Raw genomic sequence first — 20507 nt, 5'->3', positions numbered from 1 at the left:
AAACGTGAAGTGCGCCCCGTCCCCGCCGCGCTCAGAGCCCGACAACTTCCACATTGCTGCCCCGCGCGGTCAGCGCGATCTCGCCCCGGCACAGCCGCAGCGCGTCCTCGCCGAACACCTCGCGCCGCCAGCCCCGCAGCGCGGGCACGTCGCGTTCGCCCGCCGCGATCAGGTCCAGGTCCGACGAGGTCGCGATCAGCTTCTGCGCCACGCCCGTCTCCTCGGACTTGGCCTTCAGCAGCACCCGCAACAGATCGGCCAGCGCCGGGTTCACCTGAAGCCGCGAATTGGTGCCCGGCACCTTGGGATAATCCTCGGGCGCGGTCTCCTGGGCGACGCGCACGGCGGCGATGATGCCATCCGCGATCTCGCCCCGCCGCGCCTCGCGCAGCAAAAGCCGCGAGCGCGACAGTTCCTCGATATTCTGCGGCCGGGTCGAGGCCAGTTCCAGCAGCGCGTCGTCCTTGAACACGCGGGTCCGCGGGATGTTGCGCGACTGGGCATAGCCCTCGCGGAACCGCGCCAGTTCCCGCACCACGGCCAGGAACTTGCCCGAATTGGTGCGCGTCTTGATCCGCTGCCACGCCTCCGAGGGGCGCACGATATAGGTTTCGGGGTCGGTCAGCACCCCCAGTTCCTCGTGCAGCCATTTCGCCCGGCCGGTGCGGTCCAGTTCGGCGGCCAGATGCTCGTAGATCACCCGCAGATGCGTGACATCGGCCAGCGCATAGGTCTTCTGCGCATCCGACAGCGGCCGACGCGACCAGTCGGTAAAGCGCGAGGTCTTGTCGAGATTGTCGCGCGCGATCTTGCGCACCAGCGTCTCGTATCCCACCTGCTCGCCGAACCCGCAGACCATGGCCGCGACCTGGGTATCGAACAGCGGCTCGGGAAAGACCTTGCCCTCGGTATAGAAGATCTCCAGGTCCTGACGCGCGGCGTGGAACACCTTGACGACATCGGTATTGCGGAACAGCGCGTAAAGCGGGTCGAGCGACAGACCCTCGGCCAGCGGATCGACCAGCACCGCCGCCCCCTCGGGGCCATCCGGGCCGGGGATCGCCAGTTGCAGCAGGCAGAGCTTGGCGTAATAGGTCCGTTCGCGCAGGAACTCGGTATCGACCGTCACATAGGGCCGGGTCGCGGCCTCCTTGCAAAAGGCGGCCAGCGCCTCGGTGGTGGTCACTGTCTTCATCTGCGCCCGCGTCCTGCCGTGTTCATGCGTCTCTCTGCTCCGGCACCACTCCCCCCCCCTGATAATGAATGCCGGGGGGCTTGGAAAGGGTGCTTTCTGTCCGCGCAAGGATCGGAAAACCTACGAGAATCGGGCCATTGCGGGGCCGATCAGGGCAGCAGGACGGGGCTTTTGTCCCCCTCCGCAAAGCGGCGCAGGACTGCCGGATACAGAAGGTGCTCCATCGGCAGCACGCGCGCGGCCAGCGTTTCGGCGGTGTCGCCCTGCAGGATCGGCACCCGCGCCTGGCCAAGGATCGGCCCGCCATCCAGTTCCGCGGTCACCTCATGCACGCTGCAACCCGCCTGCGTGTCGCCCGCCGCAATCGCCCGGGCATGGGTATCAAGCCCGCGATATTTCGGCAGAAGCGAGGGATGGATGTTCAGCATCCGGCCCGCCCAGGCGGTCACGAACCCCTCGGTCAGCACCCGCATGAAGCCCGCAAGGCACAGGATGTCGGGGTCTGCACGCTCAAGCGCGGCCTGCAATGCGGTCTCGAACGCGGCGCGGTCCTTGCCGAAGGGGCGGTGATCGACCACCGCGGTCGGAATGCCCATCGCCTGCGCCCGTGCCAGCCCGCCCGCGCCCGGCACGTTGGACAGCACCAGAACGGGCCGCGCCGGATGATCGCCCACCATGCTCTCGGCCAGCGCGACCATGTTCGACCCGCCGCCCGAGATCAGGATCGCGACCCGCTTCACACCAGCCGACCCCGATAGGCCACCCCCTGCCCCGGCACGACCCGGCCGATCCGGTGAACTGTTTCACCTTCTGCCGCCAGCAGATCGGCCAGCGCCTCGGCCCGCTCGGGCGCCACCGCCAGCACCATGCCCAGCCCGGCATTGAAGGTCTTGAGCAGTTCCGCCTGATCCATCCCGGCCGTCCCGACCAGCCAGCGAAAGACCGGCGGCAGGTCCCAGGACGACAGGTCGATCTCGGCCCCCAGCCCCTCGGGCAGGACACGCGGCAGGTTCTCGGTGATCCCGCCCCCGGTGATATGGGCCAGCGCATGCACGCCCCCCGCCCTTATCGCCGCCAGCGCGGGGCGCACATAAAGCCGCGTCGGCACCAGCAGCGCCGCCCCCAGCGGCCCCTCGGCAAAGGGCGCGGGCGCGTCCCAGCCCAGCCCGGCCAGGTCCACCACCTTGCGCACCAGCGAATAGCCGTTGGAATGCACCCCGTCCGAGGCCAGCCCCAGCAGCACGTCGCCCTCGGCCACGCCAGCGGGCAGATCGGCGCCCCGCTCCATCGCGCCCACCGCAAAGCCCGCAAGGTCGAAATCGCCGTCGTGATACATCCCCGGCATTTCCGCTGTCTCGCCGCCGATCAGCGCACAGCCCGCCCGGGCACAGCCCTCGGCGATGCCCTCGATCACGGTTGCGGCCTCGTCGACCGACAGCTTGCCGGTCGCGAAATAGTCGAGAAAGAACAGCGGCTCCGCGCCCTGGCAGACCAGATCGTTCACGCACATCGCGACAAGGTCGATCCCCACGCCGCCCAGTTCGCCGGTGTCGATGGCGATCCGCAGCTTGGTGCCCACCCCGTCGGTCGCGGCCACCAGCACCGGATCGGTGTAGCCTGCCGCCTTGAGGTCGAACAGCGCGCCGAACCCGCCCAGCCCCGACATCACGCCGGGCCGGGCGGTGCGTCTGGCGGCGGGCTTGATCCGCTCGACCAGCGCATTGCCCGCGTCGATATCGACCCCCGCCGCGGCATAGGTCAGGCCATTCTTGCGCTCGCTCATCGACGCCCTCCATCTGGTCGGCGCAGCGTTAGCCGATCCCCCGCCGCCTGTCCACGGGGCCTGCCGCTCGCCCCGTTAACCGCCCGCCCCTCCGCAAAAGGTCATATGGAATTCATATGGAAATCATATGCGTTTCCGATTGTCCCGGCCCTGCCGGACAAGCCCGTTAACCCCGAGTCGCGCCGCGCCGCCTCACGGCCACCTTGACGGGCGGCCCCGGTCTGCTACTCAGGGCCACAGGTCGGGCCTGTAGCTCAATTGGTCAGAGCAGGGCGCTCATAACGCCTTGGTTGGGGGTTCGAGTCCCTCCGGGCCTACCATCCCCTCCGCCTTCACTTTCGGCCGACGATCCCGGCGACACTTCTCCTAGCATACTGATTCTGTTCGGCTATTGCGGCCCCGGATGTGATCGGCCCGGATACCGATCCTCGCTGCGACGCACGACCGCAGGGGCCACCGCGATTGTCGCGGAAACGTTACCCGAACGCCAATAAACCTTAACACGCCAAGGCGATCTTCCTCTCGCGTCTCGGGCGAGTCCTGCTCGGCCTGACCGTCCGCCCATTCATCGAAATGCATCGACGAGGACAGAATGTCGTTCAAAATCTCCCGCCGCGCCCTGCTCGCGGCTTCGGTCTGTGTTCCGCTCGTAACGCCGATCGCCGCGCCCGCCGCCACCTTCGACACGGCCAAGAACGTGATCCTGTTCATCTCCGACGGCGCCTCCTGGGGCACCTGGGACATGGCAAGCTACTGGGAATACGGCGAAAAGGGCCAGCAGGCCTATGACAGCTTCGACGTCAAGCTGGGCATGATCACCACGCCGCTGAACACCGCCAGCACGCCGCAATACTCGGGCGAGCAAAAGGTGTTCTACGATCCCGACAAGGCATGGGACACCACCCCGGTCAGCGGCAGCTATGGCGGCCGCACCAGCCATTTCGCGGGTTACGACTACATCAAGCGCGACTACACCGACAGCGCAGCGGCGGGCACGGCGCTTGCCACCGGCGAGAAATCCTACAACAACGCCGTCGATTTCGACGATTTCGGCCAGCCGCTGGGCTTCATCTCGCAGCAGATCAAGGAAGAACTCGGCAAGGCCGTGGGCGTGGTGTCCAGCGTGCCCTATTCGCACGCCACCCCCGCGACCTTCGGCGCGCAGAACATCAGCCGCAACAGCTATGGCGAGATCGCCAAGCAGATGGTGTTCGAAGGCACGCTGGACCTTATCATGGGCGGCGGCCATCCGCTTTACGACTCGAACGGCCAGCTGCGCGCCAACCCGTCCTTCGCCAACGAGACCGGCTCGGGCGGCGGCTACACGCCCGCAAGCGTCTGGAACGCGCTGAACGATGGCAGCGCGGGGATGTCCCTGATCCAGACGAAAGAGCAGTTCGAGGCGCTGGCCTCGGGCGATCTGGTGATCGACGGCAGGCTTTTCGGACTGCCCCAGGTCGGCGACACGCTGCAATACAACCGCAGCGGTCATTTCGCCGGCGCCAACGCCTTCGAGGTGGCGCAGAACGACAATGTGCCCACGCTGGAAACCATGACGCTGGGCGCGCTCAACCATCTCAGCAAGGACGAAGACGGCTTCTTCGTGATGATCGAAGGCGGTGCGGTCGACTGGGCGGCCCATGCCAACCATACCGCCCGCATCATCGAGGAACAGGTTGATTTCAACCGCTCGGTCGCGGCGGCGGTCGACTGGGTGAACACCTGGTCGTCCTGGGAAGAAACCCTGATGATCGTGCTGACCGACCACGGCAACGCCATGCCGATGGGCCCGAACTCCAACACCATCGCGTTCGAGCCGATCCAGAACAACGGCCAGGGCAACCTGCCGGGGGTTCGCTGGCACTATGGCACCCACACCAACGAGAACACGCTGATGTGGGCGCATGGCGCGGGCGCCGATCTGTTCCTGAGCCAGATCATCGGCACCGATCCGGGACTTGTGACCTTCACCGGCCACAACGAGACCGGTGAATATATCGACAACACCGCCGTTTACCGCGTGATCGCGCAGGCGAGCGGGCTGGGCGGCGACGACCTCGCGCCGGTGCCGCTGCCCGCGGGCGTTTGGCTGTTCGGCTCGGGCCTGCTGCTGCTGGCCGGTCTGCGCCGCCGCACCCGCGCCGCGTAAGCAGGGCCTGATTTCGGGCGGGGCATGATCGCCCTGCCCCCTCGCGTCGCCGCCTCGCCGCGGCGGCGCGTTCTGCCCCTACCGCGCCAGAACCAGTTCTGCCCTCAGCCCGCCCAGCCGCGCGCTTTGACCCAGGCGTAACTCCCCGCCATGCCCGCGCGCGATGTCGGAAGCGATGGCCAGACCAAGCCCAACCCCGCCGCCCTTCTCCTGACCGCGCGCCGCGTCGAGCCGCTGGAACGGCTGAAGCGCCTGTTCGCGTCGATCCGCGGGGATGCCGGGGCCGTCATCCTCGACCGTGAAGATCACCCGCCCCGGATTGACCGAAAGTCCCAGCGCCGCCCTTTTGCCGTAGCGCAGCGCGTTGTTCACGAGATTCTGAAGCGCCCGCTCGACCGCCAGCGGGCGGAGCAAGACCTCTTGCCCGGGTGGCATATCACCGACCTCCACCGGACCTCCGATGCCACGCGCCCGCTCGGCCACGCGCAACAGCAGATCGGCCGGGTCGCAGGGCCGAAGATCGTCCAGCGCCTCGGACCGGGCGAAGTCGAGAAATGTGTCGATCATCTGCTCCATATCGGCCAGATCGCGCAGCATCGCCTCTGTCTCGGGCGTCTGCTCGGCCATGGACAATTCGAGCTTGAGCCGGGTCAGCGGCGTCCGCAAATCGTGGCTGACGCCCGAGAGCATCAGTGTGCGCTGTTCGATCTGCCGCTCGATCCGCGCGCGCATGTCCAAAAAGGCCCAACCCGCCGCTCGCACCTCGGCCGCGCCCGAGGGTTTGTAGGGCATCGCCCGCCCCTTGCCGAACGCCTCGGCAGCGGCGGCAAGCCGGGTGATCGGTCGAAGCTGGTTGCGCAGGAACAGATAGGCAATCAGCGTCATCAGCACGCCCGTGACCACCATAAGCACCAACAGTTGATGCGGATTCGAAGCCGAGACCCGACGTCGGTCGAACCCCACTTCCATCGGGCCGTGCGGCGTTTCCAGCCCGACCCGCACCAGCCGCGTGCTGGTGGCAAGATCTATGCCAAGAAAGTCCGGCAACCCCTCGGCCAGGGTCGCCGTCACCGTCTTGCCCGAAAGATCGTAGAAAAGCCTCGCCTCCCCCAGGGGCACCGCCTCGGGAAACGCCACCGACAGCGCCAGCGGCCCGCCCACCGCGCGCGCGCGCGCCAGCGCCGCCTCCCGGTCGGGAGCCTCCTCGACCAGATCCGCCAAAAATACCAGTTCCAGCACGATCGCGCGCGACATCTGCCGGGTCAGATCCTCGAACTGGCGCTGGATGAAGACGACCGAGACCACCAGTTGCAGCGTGACGACAGGCACCAGAAGGATCAGCGCGGCCCGGCCGTAAAGCCCCCGCGGCAGCATCCGTTTGATCGAGGCCCGCCACATGCTAAAGCCTTAGCCGCCCAGCGCCTGCTTAGGAAGACTGCACGGAGGGACGCCACCGATGAGCAACGAGGATTTCGACCCCAGGCCGGGCGCCTGCGACTGGCTTCGCACCGGGCTGCGCCGCGTGCTTGCGCCCAATCCGTCGCCTATGACCTTTCGGGGAACGAACACCTATCTGCTGGGCGAGGGCCATGTCGCGGTGATCGACCCCGGCCCTCTGGATCCCGCGCATCTGGATGCGCTGATGGCCGCACTCGGCCCCGGCGAGACGATCAGCCATATCTTCGTCACCCATTCCCATCTCGATCACTCGGCGCTGGCCCGCCCTCTGGCACAGGCGACAGGAGCACCGGTGCTGGCCTTCGGGAACAGCGCGGCCGGACGCCGGGTCGATCTGGCCGCGCTGGCGGGGCTTGGCGGCGGCGAAGGGATTGACGCCGGGTTCGCGCCGGATGTCCGTCTTGCCCATGGCGACCGTCTTGTCGGCGAAGGCTGGCAGATCGAGGCGCTGCACACGCCCGGCCATATGGGCAACCACATCTGCCTCGCCTGGCAGGACGCGCTGTTCACCGGAGATCATGTGATGGGCTGGGCCAGTTCCATGGTCTCGCCCCCCGATGGCGACCTTGCCGCCTTCATGGCCTCGCTCGATCTGCTGGCCGGGCGGCCCGAACGGGTGCTGTTTCCCGGCCATGGCGCGCCGGTGGCGGATGGCCCTGCCCGGATCGTCGAACTGACCGCCCACCGACGGAAGCGCGCGGCCCGCATATCCGAGGCGCTGGCCGCCGGCCCCGCAACAGCCCAGGCCCTCGCCCGCGCGGTCTATACCGACACCCCCCCCGCCCTACTGCCCGCCGCCACCCGAAACGTCCTCGCCCATCTCATTGAGATGGCAGACAAATCCCTGGCAGAACCCGAAGGCCAGATCACCGCCACGGCACTCTGGCACCGGCTCTGACCGAGAGGCAATTTTCTCGCGCAAACCCTCTGGACGGGGCGAAACCGTCTTGTTATACGGCCCCCGTGTTCCGGCGTAGCTCAGCGGTAGAGCAGTTGACTGTTAATCAATTGGTCGTAGGTTCGATCCCTACCGCCGGAGCCAGAAATCCCCCGCAAGATCAGCGGATTACGAGCAAGCCCCCGCAAGGGGGCTTTTCTCGTTCGAGCATGAATCGCCACCGAGTCGCCACCGTGACGGAAATCGGCCAAGTGGTGCGGCTGGACGGGTAGTTACGGTCTTCTTGACGCTGCGGCCGTTGCGCGCACCAACTCAGGAAAGTTGACTTGTGCAGAACTGTGTGGAAAAGCTCTGCAACACGGGGAGAACAGGGCCAAAGATGGATTTCGCGACGCGCAAGCGGCTCTACGAGCAAATAGAGCAGGAACGCGGCACCAAGATTATCTCGTATGTGACCGGAGACCGGCCGAACGCGGAAACGCAGATCGGTGCAGACTGCATCGACATTTTTGTTGATGTGCTGGACGCCATCGGACCAACGCAACGCATTTCGCTTCTTCTGCACACAAACGGGGGCAACACCGCCGCCGCGTGGAGGCTTGTTAACCTCATCAAAACCTTCTGCGACGAATTTGAGGTTCTGATTCCATACAAGGCCATGAGCGCAGGCACGTTGATCTCGTTGGGGGCGCAGCGGATTGTGATGTCAAAGCAAGCGGCCCTTGGGCCGATTGACCCTAGCTTGGTTCACCCGCTTGGTCCGCAGGTGCCAAATGGAAACCAGTTGGCTCGCCTGCCGGTCAGTGTTGAGGCCGTCCGAGGGTATATGGACGCTGCAACGCAGGACCTTGGCATTAAAGATGACAAGGTTCTCGGCAATCTCCTCACTGATCTTTCCAATAAGGTGCACCCGCTAGTTTTGGGCGAGATTTTCAGGTCTAGGGCGCAAATCCGGTTCTTGGCTGAAAAGTTGCTCAATGGGCATGTGAAAGATGCAGAGAAGGTAAAGGCTATCGTGGACTTCTTGTGCGCGGACTCAGGAAGCCATGATTACACTGTCAACCGCCGCGAGGCTGAAACACTCGGGCTTCCAGTCGAGAAGCCTAGCGCAGAGTTCTACGACAAGCTGAAGGCTCTTCACAGGAGCTATAGCGGACAAATGCGCCTCTCGGAACCTTTCACGCCGATGGCAGTTGTCGGGCCAGACCAGACCGCCCAATACCAGTTGGTTCGCGGTGTGATCGAAAGCGTGGACAGTGGTTCCTACGGGTTTGTGACCGAAGGGCTGATAAGCCGTGCCACAATCCAGTTGCCGCCCCCGAACCCGCCGCAAGAGCAGATTCAGGAACAACGAACCTTTGAAGGATGGAAGGCGCTATGATCACTTATCAAGAGACCACCGACGCCACTTACATCTATCGTGATACCACCGCTTTCAGCACGATACGGATGGATCGCACGGCCGACACCGGCAATCTGCTTCAAATCATGCGCGATTCAGTCGTGATCGTTGGCGCGCCTGCGTTTAGGTCAGAGGGGAAAATACCCGAAAGCCCCGTTGGGAACATAGAGGCCGTTTCTCGGCTTTAGGCCGCGCCCGGCACCAAAAGCCGCAGATCGCCCAAGAAGCTCTCAAGCGTCACAATGTCCGTTCGGATGCTGGCCGGGAACTTGGCAATCAGGGGCTCGGGCACCACAAGCTGCACATTGGCCTGCGTCATCTCGCGGAACTGTGCCTCGGACACGCCCTCCTGCAAGGTCAGGAGGTGCTTGACCGGAATCCGGTCTGCCTCGTTGATCACCTGCCGCCAGCGGTCGCGGCATGTGGTCTTGGTGGCGAGCATCCGAAGCCGGGCCTCAGGAAAGCTCGGGTCACGATAGGCAGCCTGCGAGGGGAAAAGGAAATCGGGGCGCTTGCCGGGCTCCGATTGCGGCCCGTGTTGGAAATCCACGCCTTCGCGGAACCGCTCCTCTATCAGGATTTCCCGGGTGTGCAGTTCCAGCGAGCGGCCCGAGCGCGCCTTGCGCCGTTGCAGCACGGTTTGCGCGCGGGCAATGAAATCGTCCAGCGTCGTGAAGCCCACTCGGATCGCCGGAAGCTCAATCGCCTCTTCCACGCTTCGGAAGATTTCAAACTCACAATCGCGCCGCCGCAGAAGCCGCTTGTCGGGCGGTGTGCCATGCTCGGGCCGAAGCTCCACCGTCTTGCGCACAATATCCGCGCCAGTCGGGAATTGTGCCAGCCATGCGGGCGGAATCTCGGCCGGTTCCAGCCAGCACCGGGCGGGCCGGGCCGCAAAGGGCGGGAACAGCCCGGGTTGATCGGGGGACCACATGACAAATCGGCCGGGCTCCACCGGCCCGAACCGCTCCTCGGCAATGTCTTCCTCTGTCTCGTGGCGGCACACCCACACATGGCAGCGGATCGCCGCGCCGTTCTCGTCCAGCGGAAAGGCAAAGATCGTCAGAGCGCCCGTGCTCTCCGGGTCCAGAAGTGCCGAGGCACCGCCGCCGAAATTGGTCAGGCGGGTTTCATCCCGGCCGTTCGGCTGCCCCTCGGATCGCTTGGAGTTGTAATAGATCGCCCGGACCTGCCGCACGTCCATGTGCGAATCTACCGCCAGTTCAAACCAGTGATCGGGGTTTTTCTCGTCCGTCCGGTTGATCGCCGGGAATATGCGGAACAGGAACTCTTTCGGGATATAGGGGCCTGCCTGATGCGTCCGGTTGGCGAGCGTGTCATTGCCCGAAAGCCGCTTCACGCAAAGGGCGATGCCAGGTGCGCAGAACTCGCCGAGCCAATCCGTCAGATCAGATACCGCCATACGCTCCCCCTGCAATCTCCTCGTGCGCCGGGCCATTCACGAGCCATTCCGCCGCGCGGTCAAGCACCGTCTCCGCAGGCAGCCGCCCGCGCCCTTTGAGGGCGCATTCCCAGATCGTCAGCACCCGCCAGCCATCGGCCAGAAGCGCCGCCTCTGCGGCCTTGTCGCGGGCCGCGTTGCCTTCGATCTTCGCGCGCCAGAACTCTTGCCGCGTGGCGGGCAGCCGGAACAGCGGGCAGGCGTGCCCGTGCCAGAAACAGCCGTGAACGAATACCGCCGAGCGGCGGCCCGGGAACACCAGATCGGGCGAGCCCGGCAAGCGCCTGTCATGCAGCCGGAACCGGAAACCCCGGGCGTGAAGCCCCCGCCGCAGGATCATTTCCGGCCGCGTGTCCTTCCCCCGGATGCCCGCCATCATCCGGCTTCGGGTTGCGGCGTCCACAACGTCAGCCAACGAGCGGCAGCCGCCTTTGCAGGTGCGCAGGGTCTTGTGTCGCCTCGGCCGCGATATAGGGCAGCATGTGCCGCGCAACGGCTTCGATCACCGGCACCGCAACCGAGTTGCCGAACTGCTTGTAAGCCTGCGTATCCGAAACCGGGATTTTGAAGGCCGACTCGCCGGGCTTGTCGAAGCCCATAAGCCGGGCGCATTCGCGCGGGGTCAGGCGGCGCGGGTTCTGCCCGTCCCCCCGGTCAATCAGGATTTCGGAGCCGTCCTTGTAATAGCGGGCCGAGAGCGTGCGGGCCACGTCTCCCGGCCCGACAAGCCCGAAGCCGAAGCCGTTCCCGGCCGCGCGGTGCTTGGCGGCATAGTCTTGCAGATAGCGCCACAGATGATCGGTCAGGATGAACTTCGGATTCACCCGCCCCGTTGCATCGGTATAGTGCTTGTCCGGCCCCTTCTCGCTGCCGTCTTCCGGGTGCAGGATCGCCTTGAGCTTCGGCCCGTTCAAGGGCGAGGGCACGTCCAGATCGTCAAAGGTGAAATCGCATTTTTCGCGGAAACCGGCGATCAGGATGCGTTCGCGGTGTTGCGGCACATAGCCCTTCGCGTTGATCACGCGCGGCGCGGGGACGTGATAGCCAAGCTCGCGCAAGGTCCGCAGGATCACGGCAAAGGTGCGCCCCTTGTCGTGATTCACGAGGTTCTTCACGTTCTCAAGGAGGAACGCCTTCGGCCGGTGCTCGGCGATGATCCGGGCCACATCGAAGAACAGCGTTCCTTGCGTCTCGTCCGCGAAGCCGTGCGCCCGGCCGAGCGCGTTCTTCTTGGACACGCCCGCGATGCTGAAAGGCTGGCACGGGAAACCGGCAAGCAGGAGGTCGTGCGCGGGAATGTCCTTCGCGTCGATCTTGGTTATGTCCCCGTCAATCTCGTGATCGTCATGAGGGAAGTTCGCGCTGTAGGTCAGCTTCGCCCAACGATCCCATTCCGAGGTGAAGACACACTTGCCGCCGAGCGATTCAAAGCCCCGGCGAATCCCGCCGATTCCGGCGAAAAGGTCGATGAACCGGAACGCGGGTTGCCCGGCCTCTGTCGCACCTTGGCCGCGCGCGAGGTCTTCCAGCACCGAAAGCGCCGCCTGCCGGGGCAGTGCCTCTCCGCGTTCCCAACGATAGAGCGTTGCAGGCGAGTAGCCAACGAGGGGTGCCAGGGCTTCTACCGATATGCCTGCCCGTTCACGGAGCCGGGAGAAGTCGGAACGGGATTCATCAAGCATGGTGCGCCTCTGGGACAATTTTTGTCATTCTTGCAGCATCTGACACGCGGCGACAAGAACAAAAACGGAATACCTCGGCCTTTGATGCCGCGTTTTGCCTAGGATCGGGTTAACGGTCCTCGGGCGGCCGTGACGCTGGCGGCCGGGCCTCGGCGGTGCGCCATGCCAGATCGGCCGCCCATGCCTCGGCCAGAGCCTTGCGGCGGGCCTCGGCGGCCGGGGCATCCTTGATCGCTGCCACCTCGGCACGCAGGGCGGCAAGCTCGGCTTGCACGGCCGCCAATTCGGCCGGATCAATCGCAGGTGAGGCGGCCACGGGGGAAGCCGCCACGGGCTCCGGTTCGGCGGCTGCCGCCTTCTTCCGGCGCGGTGCAGGCGGTGCCGGTTGCGCGGCCGCTTGCCGCCTTGGCCGCGCCACGGGATCGAAGGTGCCGAGGTCAAACGAGGAAACGCGAGTCGGGTCGTGCATGGGCTCACTCCTTGCAGCATGATCGCCGGAAACCGGCTTCGGGTCGTGAATCGGGCGGGCGGCATGGGCGGCCCGCTTGTGCCGGAATCCGTTGGCGCGGATCGGCCGGGCAGGGTTGAGCGGCACTAGATCGAAGGACGGCAGGCGCGGTGCCGGATAGCAGGAGGGGCGGCCAGTCAAAGAGGAGGCAAGGACGGGAAGCGCGCGAGGTGATCCCCCGGCGTTGCAGGTGCCGGATGAACGGGCACGGCCGCCAGCGGGCAGCCGATGCGCCGCCGCGACACTGGCGGCCGGGCGAGCGTGCTGCCGGTAGCCCGTCCGCTCGGCAACCTCCTGCACATTGTCGCTCCGGCTCCCTTCTGTCGGGGGCCTCGGCCGGGGGGTGCGCGGAGCCCCGGTATTCGACGATTCCCGGGCGCGCTATGGCCCATCTTTTCGGAATCCGCCCCCGGCTCGGGGACGCATGGGGACGCATTTGATCGGGAAATATATTGGCTCTAGGGAAATATCCCTCGCGGGGATTTATGGAAAAACCTTCCCAATGCGTCCCCATGCGTCCCCGAGCCTGTTTTTCTGCCGGATTGTGTTTCATGGCGTTTCAGATCAACCGGGAAAAATCGTCCGCATCATCGTCGAAATCTTCTTGCCGCAAACGTTCGCGGAGCCGGAAGCCCATGAACCGGCGGCCCTGTTTTCGGCTCGGATCACGGTTCACACCTCGGGATGACATTGCGCGGGAAAACGTCATTGCCGTGCCCGCGTTCGCGCCGAGCGAGCGGCAAAATTCCTCGTAATCGCGGAACGCCTCGGCCACTGGCACCCGGCTCTGCGGGTCGCGCTGCGTGCGCTCGGCAATCCACTGGCCGAGAAGGTCCGTCTCCTCGCGGTAGGTTTCCACCTCGCCCCGGATCGAACGCGGCACCTGCAACCCGCCGCGCGCCCATGCCACGGCACCCGCCACGGCCCAATTGAGCACGCCCGAAAGCTCGGCCGCGATTATCTGCCGGTCCAGATCGGGCACCCGGCTTTCCGCCGCAATCTGTGTCGTGAAGGGGATCGGCACGCAGCGCCGCCAGAATCCATCGCCCGCGTCCAGCGAACCGGGCAGATGGTTTGTGCGAATCCAGAGTTTCGCCGTGGGCATGAAATCGAACGCCTCTTTGTGCAGGAGGCGGGCAGACATGCGCTCGCGCGAAGCCAACTCCTTCATGCGGCCTGAATCCCACAAATCGCCGACTCCCGTCTCGTTCACGAGGGCGAGCCGCAGGCCGGGCAGCCGGGCCACCATGCGGTGTGCCTCGTTCTCGTGCTTTTGCCGAGTCACCAGCGCCGCACCGAAGCTGCCCGAGAACTCGCCGAGCATCGCCGCAATGACGTTGGCGAAGACGCTTTTGCCGTTCGCCCCGGTGCCGTGCGCGAGAAAGAACACCTCCTCGTCAACGCTGCCGGTCAGGGTGTAGCCCACCGCCCGCTGCACAAATGCCCGCACTTCGGAATCGGGGATCACGGTTTCAAGGAAGCGTTCCCAGACCGGCGCGCGGGCGGCAGGTTCGAACGCGGCCCCGGCCAGCTTGGACACGAGGTCGTGCGGCCGCGCCTGCCGCAGGAGCCCGGTTCGCAGATCAAGAATCCCGTTCCGGCAAGTCAGGTCCAGCGGGTTCGCGTCAAATTCGGCCGGGCTGGCACCGTGCATCCCGCGTTCGGATTGTGCCATCTCTACCATGCGCGCGAGGGCGGCCGCGCTGCCATGCAAGGCCATCGCCTTCGCCATGCGCCCCTTGGCGAGCCCGCCCGGGTCGCGCCGGGCCTCCCGTGCGACACGGGAAACCATTGCCGCGCTTGTCGCCTTGGCATCGCGCATGGTTTCCTCGGCCGTCTGTGCCGCCCATCGCGCGCCGGTCCATACGAGCCATTGCCGAGTCGCCGAGACATAGCGGCGCGTGCCCCGGATGCGATCCGCGTGCGCGGCACCGTTCGCAATATCCCCGAACTCGGCCAGCCGATCCGCTGCCGCTCGCTCGGCAAGCTCGGCTTCTTCCTCGTCAGTGGGCAGGTCATCGAAGGCGGCAAGAAGGCGTTCGCGCTCGGCCTCGGCCCGGGGATCGGACCAGCCGTCGCGCCGGGCATACATGAAGATTGTGCCCGCACTCGCGCGCGGGTCATGGATCGACTCCCACACCCGGGCGAACTCGTCCGGGTCGTGATCGCCCTCAGACCATTCCGCAGACCACGCCTCGGCCGCCTCGCGCCCTTCCTCGCCGAGGGCATTGCGCACGGCCGCGATTGTTTTCACCCATTCGTGCCGCCCGAACCGGGAGTCATTTCGGATCGCCGCCAAGGCCGAGAACAGCACCTCGGGCGGCACCTCGCCTTCACCGGCCAGTGCGGGAAGCACCTCGCCGATAGCCGGGGCCGCGCCCGGCTCGGGCCAAACCTCGGCTGCGCCCCCGTCGATCCATTCGGCCGAGAAATCCGCGCCCGGCGCGTGCCGAGGCAAGAAGAAAAGCCGCGCGGGGTCCATCGCGGCCGGATCGGCGGCAAGCCCGAGCACTTCGGCCAGATTGGCCAGCCCGGCCCGGTATGCGCGCGCTGCCGTGCCGGTGTTCGCATAGTCTGCCGCCCGCCAAGGCCGGGCCGGGAACAGGATCACCCGAACCTTCGGATGCTCGGGCCGGTGACTGTGTGAAGTGTGCAGGATCGCCGCCAGACCTGCCGCCCGGACAAGTTCGGCGATTTCGTCAACCGGCTGGCCGGAATCGAGGTCCAGCACCGCGACCTGCACCGCCTCTGCCGCCGCGCCAGATCGCCGGTTGCCGGTGAACGTGGCAGGCATCCAGCACGGCCCGGCCTTCGGGCCTTCGGTATGGTCAAGCAGAAGCGCCTTGAAAGCGGCCAGCGGCAACACCTGCCGCCGCACACGCGCCGAGGTTTCAGATTGCCCGCGAGAGAACGCGATTTCTTCGAGGAGTGAAACACCATGAAACCCGAGGAGGGTCGCAATCTGTTGTTTTTCTGTGGTTTTCATGCGATCCTCTAGGCGTCTCAATGGCGGGACAAGCGATAGCGGTTAGTCTTCGGTGACGGCCCGGGATGCCATCTCCCGGGCCGTTTCGCATTCCAGCGCATCGCGGATCACGGATTCAAACTCGCGCCAGACGGACGCGCCCGCCGTGATCGCCTCGGCGCACGCGCGCCTTCTCCGCAGATACGCCCGCAGATCGGCCAACGTCCGAACGTCCGGTTTCCCACGATCAAGGCGGAAGTCCGTTGTGAAGTCGCCGCGCGGGTCATCGGTGTGCGGCCGGGCCGCGACATAGGCAGAGAACGGCACCCGGGAGGTTTCCACTCCTCCCGCGCGCGCAACCGCCCGCAGAAGTGCGAGCCGCCGTGCCCGGACGGCCGAGAGCCCGGCATCTCGCAACGCCCTTGCCTCGGCCGGATCGGCGGCCGGTTTCTTCTTCCGGGTCACGCCTCGGCCTCCCTCGCCCTGCGGATTGCTTCTTCGGCCGCCTCCGATCCGGCAGGCGCGGCGGCCTTGGCCCGGATCAGCGCGGCGGCCGTGGCGGTATCGGAGGTGAAGGATTCACCCGGCAGGATCGGCGCGGCCACCGTTTGAAAGATCGGCGCTCCCTCGGCATCGGTTTCGCCCGTGGCGATCTGGCGCGCGCCCCGCTGGCCGAGGATTTCGGCCAGGGCGATCAAGTTCATGGTCATGTCAGATTCTCCCAAGGTGTTGAGTTTCGGTTGCGATTTCGAGGAGTCCGCGCTGCCGCCAGATGAACGCCCGGTCGAAGCCGTGCGGTGTTGCGAACGAGAACAGGGGCACGGCATCGGGCTTTTCGGCCCAGATCGCCCGCGCCTCGGCGGCTTCGGCGAAGCGGGCAGAAAATCCACCGCGCCCGGGCCCCAAGGCTACCGGAGCGGGGCACCAGTGCGCCCCCTGCCGGGTTGCGTGCCACGGCCGCACACCCGGCACCGCAAGGGCTGCCAAGACGGCATCAAGCGGCGTTTCAACCGCCAGAACGGCGGCCGCGAGGGCAGCGAGCTTTTCGGCGAGCAACGCCTTTTTCGCGTGCCCTTCCGCGATCAGTCGCGCCGCCACCTCGGGGGGCGCAACAAAGAACTCGCCCCGTTCGCGTTCGACTGTCGCAAACTTCACCTCGGGCGAGCCATCGGGCCGCGCTCCCGACACTTCTGCGCCGCCCACGCGATACACCGTGAACCGCACCGCCTGCTGGACTTCAAAGCTCATTGGAATCTCCGTTCATGTTGGCAGCGATTGCCCGTGCGCCCCGTTCGATCCCCTCGGCCCATCCGTCCGGCGTGAACCGGGGAGGCATCGCAGCGGCAAGTGCCGTCACAAGCGGGCGCGGCTGCCAGAGGTCGGCGGGCGGATGCCGCGCCGGATCGAATACAAACCGCCGCCCGGTCATGGCTTCGCGCGCGAGGTCGGCGGCGAGGAGGCGGGCGAGCGCAAGGCCGAGTGCTTCGGCGGCCGCCAGCACCTCGCGGTGCGCCGCATCCCGTTCGGCTCGGAACGCGGTCAAGGCCGAGTCCACAATCCCGCGCTCGCACTCCTCAAGGGCTTGCTCAAGCGCCGGAATCTCTGCCTCGGCCAGTTCCGCCGCCCGGCTCGCGGCAACGGCCTCGCGGTCAGCATCGGTGCCCGGTTCCACCTTGCGCGATGCCGGTTTCCGATCCTCGGCCAGCGCCAGCGCATCCGCTTCGGCAGCATTCGCCCGCTCGGCCGAGGCACGGGTTTCCGCGTTCTCAGCGCGGGATTGCAGATCGGTTGCGCGCTTGCGACGCGCTGCGATCTCAGAGGCGATGCGATCCCGCTCGGCGAGCTTCGCCCGAAGTTCGGTGCGGCCGGTCATTGCTCGGCCTCCCGGGCCGCTGCCCACGCCTCAAGATCGGAGACGCGATAGCGCACTGCCCGCCCGATCCGCACATATGGCGGCGCATCGGCAGCGCGATAGAAGCGGTATTTTTCGAGGGTTGAAAGGGAAAGGCCGAGCCGTCGCGCGGCCTCTTGCGTGTCAACGAAAATCGGTTCTGCGGGCATCGAAGGGGCTCCTCGGGTGGATCAATTGCCCCGAAGATGCCGAAGTCAGCACTGGAAGTCGCTGAACCGCCAGCGGTTCGCCTAAACGCTTAGCGATTCATGCGATCCTTGTATGCCCGAAAACCTGCCGTCTGTGCCTCGGCCGAAATGTTCTTGCTGAATTTGCGCGTCCAGACCGCAATCCCGCCTTCAGTTTTTGCGGGGAAACGATCCGCCAGCGCATCGGCGATCTGCTTGTTTGTCTGCCCGTCCCTCCAACGGCGTTCAGCCTCGGCAACCTGCAAGTCCCAATCGGGGTCCTTTTTCAGCTTCGCAGCGTAGCTTGCATTCGCACTTGGGTTTGCCTCTCTGGACTTTCCAAGAGCATCACGCAGCAACGAACGGACCATCGCCGGGAGCGCCTCGGCGTGCGATTTGCTGTCCAAGAGTGCAGCGGCCCAAGGAGGAAGAAGTTTGCCATTTCTTCTTGATAGATAGGCGAGGAGTTCCGCAGGACTCATTATCCCGATGTTGGGAATCGTCGCCAGTTTTCTTTCCATTTGGTCAACTTCGGCCGCGACCAAGTTCTCCCAGATTTCCCGGTCATGCTCCCACGGCTCCTGACCGGGAAGCCATGCGCCGAATGGCCGATCATCAATACCAAAGCTGGGCTCTGGTGGCAGCACACCAACCAGAAGGCAGGCAGCCTGTCTTGGGGTCCATTCAGATTTTTGCAGCCAGTCCAGAATGCTATCCGACTGCCGGGCTTCCCGTGACCTTTCGGTGAATGCCGCCGTCATGCCCGGCCCCGCCGTTCTGCCATGTCGATCACCTCGGCACCGCCGAGCCCGAGAGCGGCCGCGATCTCGTTTCCGATCAGATCGGCCGCCCGCCGTTGCGGATCGGCGGCAAGGTGCGCGTATCGGCGGGTCGTGCTGGCCTGCGAATGCCCGAGAAGCCCGCCGATCTGGTGCAAGGAAAGACCGGCCCCGGCCCCTACTGCGGCGTTGGAATGCCGCAGGTCATGCAACCGCGTGCCTTCGATCCCCGCCACCCGGCAAACCGCCCGCCAGAGGCGATTCACGTCGGCCCGGGGCTTCTCCTCCTTCGTCCCTGCCGAGGTGCTGGCGATCACATAGCGGCCGATCCGGGGCAGCCCGTCCAGAACCGCCAGCGCCGCGCCGCCGAGCACAATCACCTTTGCCCCGGTCTTGCTGTCAGACAGGCGCAACATGCCCCGTTCCCAATCCACATGCCGCCATTCCAGATCAAGGATTTCCCGAACGCGCGCGCCGGTCAGAAGGAGGAGCCGGATTGCCGCAACCGCGTGGGCATCGAACTTGACGCGCCGAAGCTCGGGCGCGGGCAGATGCTTCGCACCCGGGGCTGCCTCGTCAACCTGCCAAGGCAGCCCCTCGCCCTCGGCCAGAGAAAGGGCATCGCCGAGCCGGGCCATCTCTTCCGATGACAAGAACCGTTCGCGCCCCTTTTCCTTGAATGCCTCAACACCCACGGCCGGATTCTCGCTTCCCTTCGGCAGAAGGCCGAGGTCGATTGCCCACGAGAGCATTGCCTTGAGCACGGCAAGGGCGCGGTTGGCGATGATCGGGCCGCCCCGGACCTTCTGCGGCGCGGTGCGCTTCGCCCCCGCCTTTTTCGGGCCTTTGGCCTTGTTCGCAATGGCGCTGTGCAGCCGCGCCACGTCTTGCCGGGTCAGGGAAACGGCCTTGCGGGTGCCGATAGCGGGCAAGATGTGCGTATCCAGCACCGCCCGATAGAGCGTTGCCGTTGCGGCCTTGCGCTTGGGCTCCACATGACGGGCAAGCCATTCGCCCGCCAACTCGGCAACCGTGTCCGCCGCTCGCTCCTCGGCCCGGGCGGCCGCAGGGTCCGCGCCGAGGTGAACTCCGGCAAGCATCTCTTTTGCCGCCGCTCGGGCCTGTTCTGGCGTCATGGTCTCCGGGTCGCCAAGCACAATCCGCCGCTTTGCCACGCCACGCCCGCCCGCACCCGGGCGATATTCGATGATCCACGAGCGCGAGCCCGTGGGGCGCACCAGAAGGCCGAAGCCCTTCAACGCCTCGTCATACCAGATCACCGGCCGTTCAGGGGTCGGGATTGCAGCTATCGTCCGGCGTCCGATCTTGATGATTGGCATTCGCTGCCTCCCTCTTGTGGCCGGTGGCGATTCAACCGCATGAATCGCCACCGAGTCGCCACCGTGACTTGAAACCGAAGGATACACGTTCCGGCAGAGTGAGGCAATATGAGAGCAATATCAGATGCTTGATGAAAGACTGTCCGGCTCCATGAAACCCCATGAAAGGGTATTTCCATGACTGTTAATCAATTGGTCGTAGGTTCGATCCCTACCGCCGGAGCCATATAACTTGCCCATACCGCTACGCACGCGGGCAAGATCATGACTGATCCCAATAAAATCAACATCCCACCTCAAATGCTCGGTTGAGCATTCACCCGTGCAGACCCGACAACACGTTTGACTTAGCGGTCAAAAATCGGTCAAACGCAGGGGTTGCTCATGCCGCATACCAAGATCACGCAGGCCTATGTTGACGGCCTGCCCTACCAGGACTCCGGAACGCTCTGGGTCCACGATACCGAACTCGCCGGGTTCAACCTGTCCATCGGCCAGCGCACGAAAACCTACTACGCCGCAGGCGAGCACGGGAACCGCTTCATCCGCGTGAAGATCGGCCGCGCCGACGTGACGAAGGCGAACGAGGCGCGCGCGGTTGCCCGTGACGTGCTGCTGCCGGAAATCCGTCGAGGCGTCGATCCTCGCGCGAAGCAGCTTTCGGACGACGACCAGGCCTATGCGCGCATCCTCGCTGGCATCCGCGAGGCCCTGTTGGATGTCACTGAGAACTGACCCAGCGGCAGTCGGAATTGTCATTGAGATTTGACCCATGTGGAACCTTGCCCCTGACGGAGTTCGTCGGGG

At 65.6% G+C, this 20507-nt stretch carries 20 protein-coding genes and 3 tRNA genes; 7 read left to right on the top strand and 16 right to left on the bottom strand.

The features are described 5' to 3' along the window. Positions 1-31: 31 nt before the first annotated feature. The 3 genes from rnd to purM form a co-directional block, all read right to left on the bottom strand. On the bottom strand, positions 32-1195 hold the full coding sequence (rnd, locus tag EV216_RS14775; protein WP_132696303.1) for a ribonuclease D: 1164 nt from the start codon (positions 1193-1195) through the stop codon (positions 32-34). A gap of 149 nt (positions 1196-1344) precedes the next feature. Beyond that, positions 1345-1935, bottom strand: a complete 591-nt coding sequence (purN, locus tag EV216_RS14770; RefSeq protein ID WP_132696302.1) for a phosphoribosylglycinamide formyltransferase — start codon at positions 1933-1935, stop codon at positions 1345-1347. Next, positions 1932-2978 (bottom strand): phosphoribosylformylglycinamidine cyclo-ligase, encoded by a 1047-nt coding sequence (gene purM, locus EV216_RS14765; RefSeq protein ID WP_132696301.1) that lies wholly within the window; start codon positions 2976-2978, stop codon positions 1932-1934. The genes purN and purM overlap by 4 nt, the downstream gene beginning before the upstream one ends. Before the next feature lie 243 nt (positions 2979-3221). Here purM and EV216_RS14760 point away from each other — a divergent pair. Together EV216_RS14760 and EV216_RS14755 are read left to right on the top strand one after the other, a co-directional pair. After that, positions 3222-3298, top strand: a tRNA-Ile gene (locus EV216_RS14760). Between the two features lie 272 nt (positions 3299-3570). Beyond that, the gene (locus tag EV216_RS14755) at positions 3571-5127 is read left to right on the top strand and encodes an alkaline phosphatase (protein ID WP_132696300.1); all 1557 of its coding nucleotides are present in this window, start codon (positions 3571-3573) and stop codon (positions 5125-5127) included. A gap of 78 nt (positions 5128-5205) precedes the next feature. Here EV216_RS14755 and EV216_RS14750 read toward each other — a convergent pair whose 3' ends face one another. After that, a complete protein-coding gene (locus tag EV216_RS14750; RefSeq protein ID WP_132696299.1) occupies positions 5206-6525 on the bottom strand; it encodes an ATP-binding protein in 1320 nt (439 codons plus the stop codon). A gap of 58 nt (positions 6526-6583) precedes the next feature. On the opposite strand from EV216_RS14750, the gene EV216_RS14745 reads away from it, so the two are divergent. From EV216_RS14745 to EV216_RS14735, 3 genes are all read left to right on the top strand, one after another. Next, the gene (locus EV216_RS14745) at positions 6584-7483 is read left to right on the top strand and encodes an MBL fold metallo-hydrolase (RefSeq protein ID WP_132696298.1); all 900 of its coding nucleotides are present in this window, start codon (positions 6584-6586) and stop codon (positions 7481-7483) included. Positions 7484-7552: 69 nt separating this feature from the next. Then, positions 7553-7627, top strand: a tRNA-Asn gene (locus tag EV216_RS14740). Positions 7628-7862: 235 nt separating this feature from the next. Then, on the top strand, positions 7863-8864 hold the full coding sequence (locus tag EV216_RS14735) for an SDH family Clp fold serine proteinase (RefSeq protein WP_132696297.1): 1002 nt from the start codon (positions 7863-7865) through the stop codon (positions 8862-8864). A gap of 205 nt (positions 8865-9069) precedes the next feature. Here EV216_RS14735 and EV216_RS14730 read toward each other — a convergent pair whose 3' ends face one another. The 12 genes from EV216_RS14730 to EV216_RS14675 all read right to left on the bottom strand — a co-directional run bounded on the left by EV216_RS14730 (position 9070) and on the right by EV216_RS14675 (position 19700). Next, on the bottom strand, positions 9070-10308 hold the full coding sequence (locus EV216_RS14730; protein WP_132696296.1) for a type II restriction endonuclease: 1239 nt from the start codon (positions 10306-10308) through the stop codon (positions 9070-9072). Then, positions 10295-10723, bottom strand: a complete 429-nt coding sequence (locus EV216_RS14725; protein WP_481404353.1) for a very short patch repair endonuclease — start codon at positions 10721-10723, stop codon at positions 10295-10297. Before EV216_RS14725 ends, EV216_RS14730 begins: the two co-directional genes overlap by 14 nt. Before the next feature lie 31 nt (positions 10724-10754). After that, entirely contained in the window at positions 10755-12029 is a 1275-nt protein-coding gene (dcm, locus tag EV216_RS14720; protein WP_132696294.1) for a DNA (cytosine-5-)-methyltransferase, read from the bottom strand. Positions 12030-12138: 109 nt separating this feature from the next. After that, positions 12139-12498 carry a hypothetical protein gene (locus tag EV216_RS14715; protein WP_132696293.1) on the bottom strand — a complete coding sequence of 120 codons (360 nt, stop codon included), beginning with the start codon at positions 12496-12498 and terminating at the stop codon, positions 12139-12141. A gap of 598 nt (positions 12499-13096) precedes the next feature. After that, the gene (locus tag EV216_RS14710) at positions 13097-15544 is read right to left on the bottom strand and encodes a phage/plasmid primase, P4 family (RefSeq protein WP_132696292.1); all 2448 of its coding nucleotides are present in this window, start codon (positions 15542-15544) and stop codon (positions 13097-13099) included. 21 nt (positions 15545-15565) lie between these two features. After that, positions 15566-15967: a hypothetical protein gene (locus EV216_RS14705; protein WP_132696291.1), complete on the bottom strand. Its 402-nt coding sequence runs from the start codon at positions 15965-15967 to the stop codon at positions 15566-15568. Then, positions 15964-16206 carry a hypothetical protein gene (locus tag EV216_RS14700; RefSeq protein ID WP_165899266.1) on the bottom strand — a complete coding sequence of 81 codons (243 nt, stop codon included), beginning with the start codon at positions 16204-16206 and terminating at the stop codon, positions 15964-15966. The genes EV216_RS14705 and EV216_RS14700 overlap by 4 nt, the downstream gene beginning before the upstream one ends. 7 nt (positions 16207-16213) lie before the next feature. Next, entirely contained in the window at positions 16214-16750 is a 537-nt protein-coding gene (locus EV216_RS14695; protein ID WP_132696289.1) for a hypothetical protein, read from the bottom strand. Beyond that, a complete protein-coding gene (locus EV216_RS14690; RefSeq protein WP_132696288.1) occupies positions 16740-17375 on the bottom strand; it encodes a hypothetical protein in 636 nt (211 codons plus the stop codon). The genes EV216_RS14695 and EV216_RS14690 overlap by 11 nt, the downstream gene beginning before the upstream one ends. After that, complete coding sequence (locus EV216_RS14685) at positions 17372-17563, bottom strand: helix-turn-helix transcriptional regulator (RefSeq protein WP_132696287.1); 192 nt, start codon at positions 17561-17563, stop codon at positions 17372-17374. The genes EV216_RS14690 and EV216_RS14685 overlap by 4 nt, the downstream gene beginning before the upstream one ends. An 89-nt stretch (positions 17564-17652) precedes the next feature. Continuing rightward, entirely contained in the window at positions 17653-18342 is a 690-nt protein-coding gene (locus EV216_RS14680; protein ID WP_132696286.1) for a hypothetical protein, read from the bottom strand. Then, positions 18339-19700, bottom strand: a complete 1362-nt coding sequence (locus EV216_RS14675; protein WP_132696285.1) for a site-specific integrase — start codon at positions 19698-19700, stop codon at positions 18339-18341. The genes EV216_RS14680 and EV216_RS14675 overlap by 4 nt, the downstream gene beginning before the upstream one ends. A gap of 142 nt (positions 19701-19842) precedes the next feature. On the opposite strand from EV216_RS14675, the gene EV216_RS18330 reads away from it, so the two are divergent. Next, positions 19843-19926, top strand: a tRNA-Asn gene (locus tag EV216_RS18330). 158 nt (positions 19927-20084) lie between these two features. Beyond that, positions 20085-20435 (top strand): integrase arm-type DNA-binding domain-containing protein, encoded by a 351-nt coding sequence (locus EV216_RS14670; protein ID WP_132696284.1) that lies wholly within the window; start codon positions 20085-20087, stop codon positions 20433-20435. Positions 20436-20507: the final 72 nt, after the last annotated feature.

The sequence above is a fragment of the Rhodovulum steppense genome (assembly GCF_004339675.1).
Classification (GTDB): domain Bacteria; phylum Pseudomonadota; class Alphaproteobacteria; order Rhodobacterales; family Rhodobacteraceae; genus Rhodovulum; species Rhodovulum steppense.
Note: the sequence above shows the minus strand (reverse complement) of the source record. Positions and strands in the feature narration are given on the sequence as shown.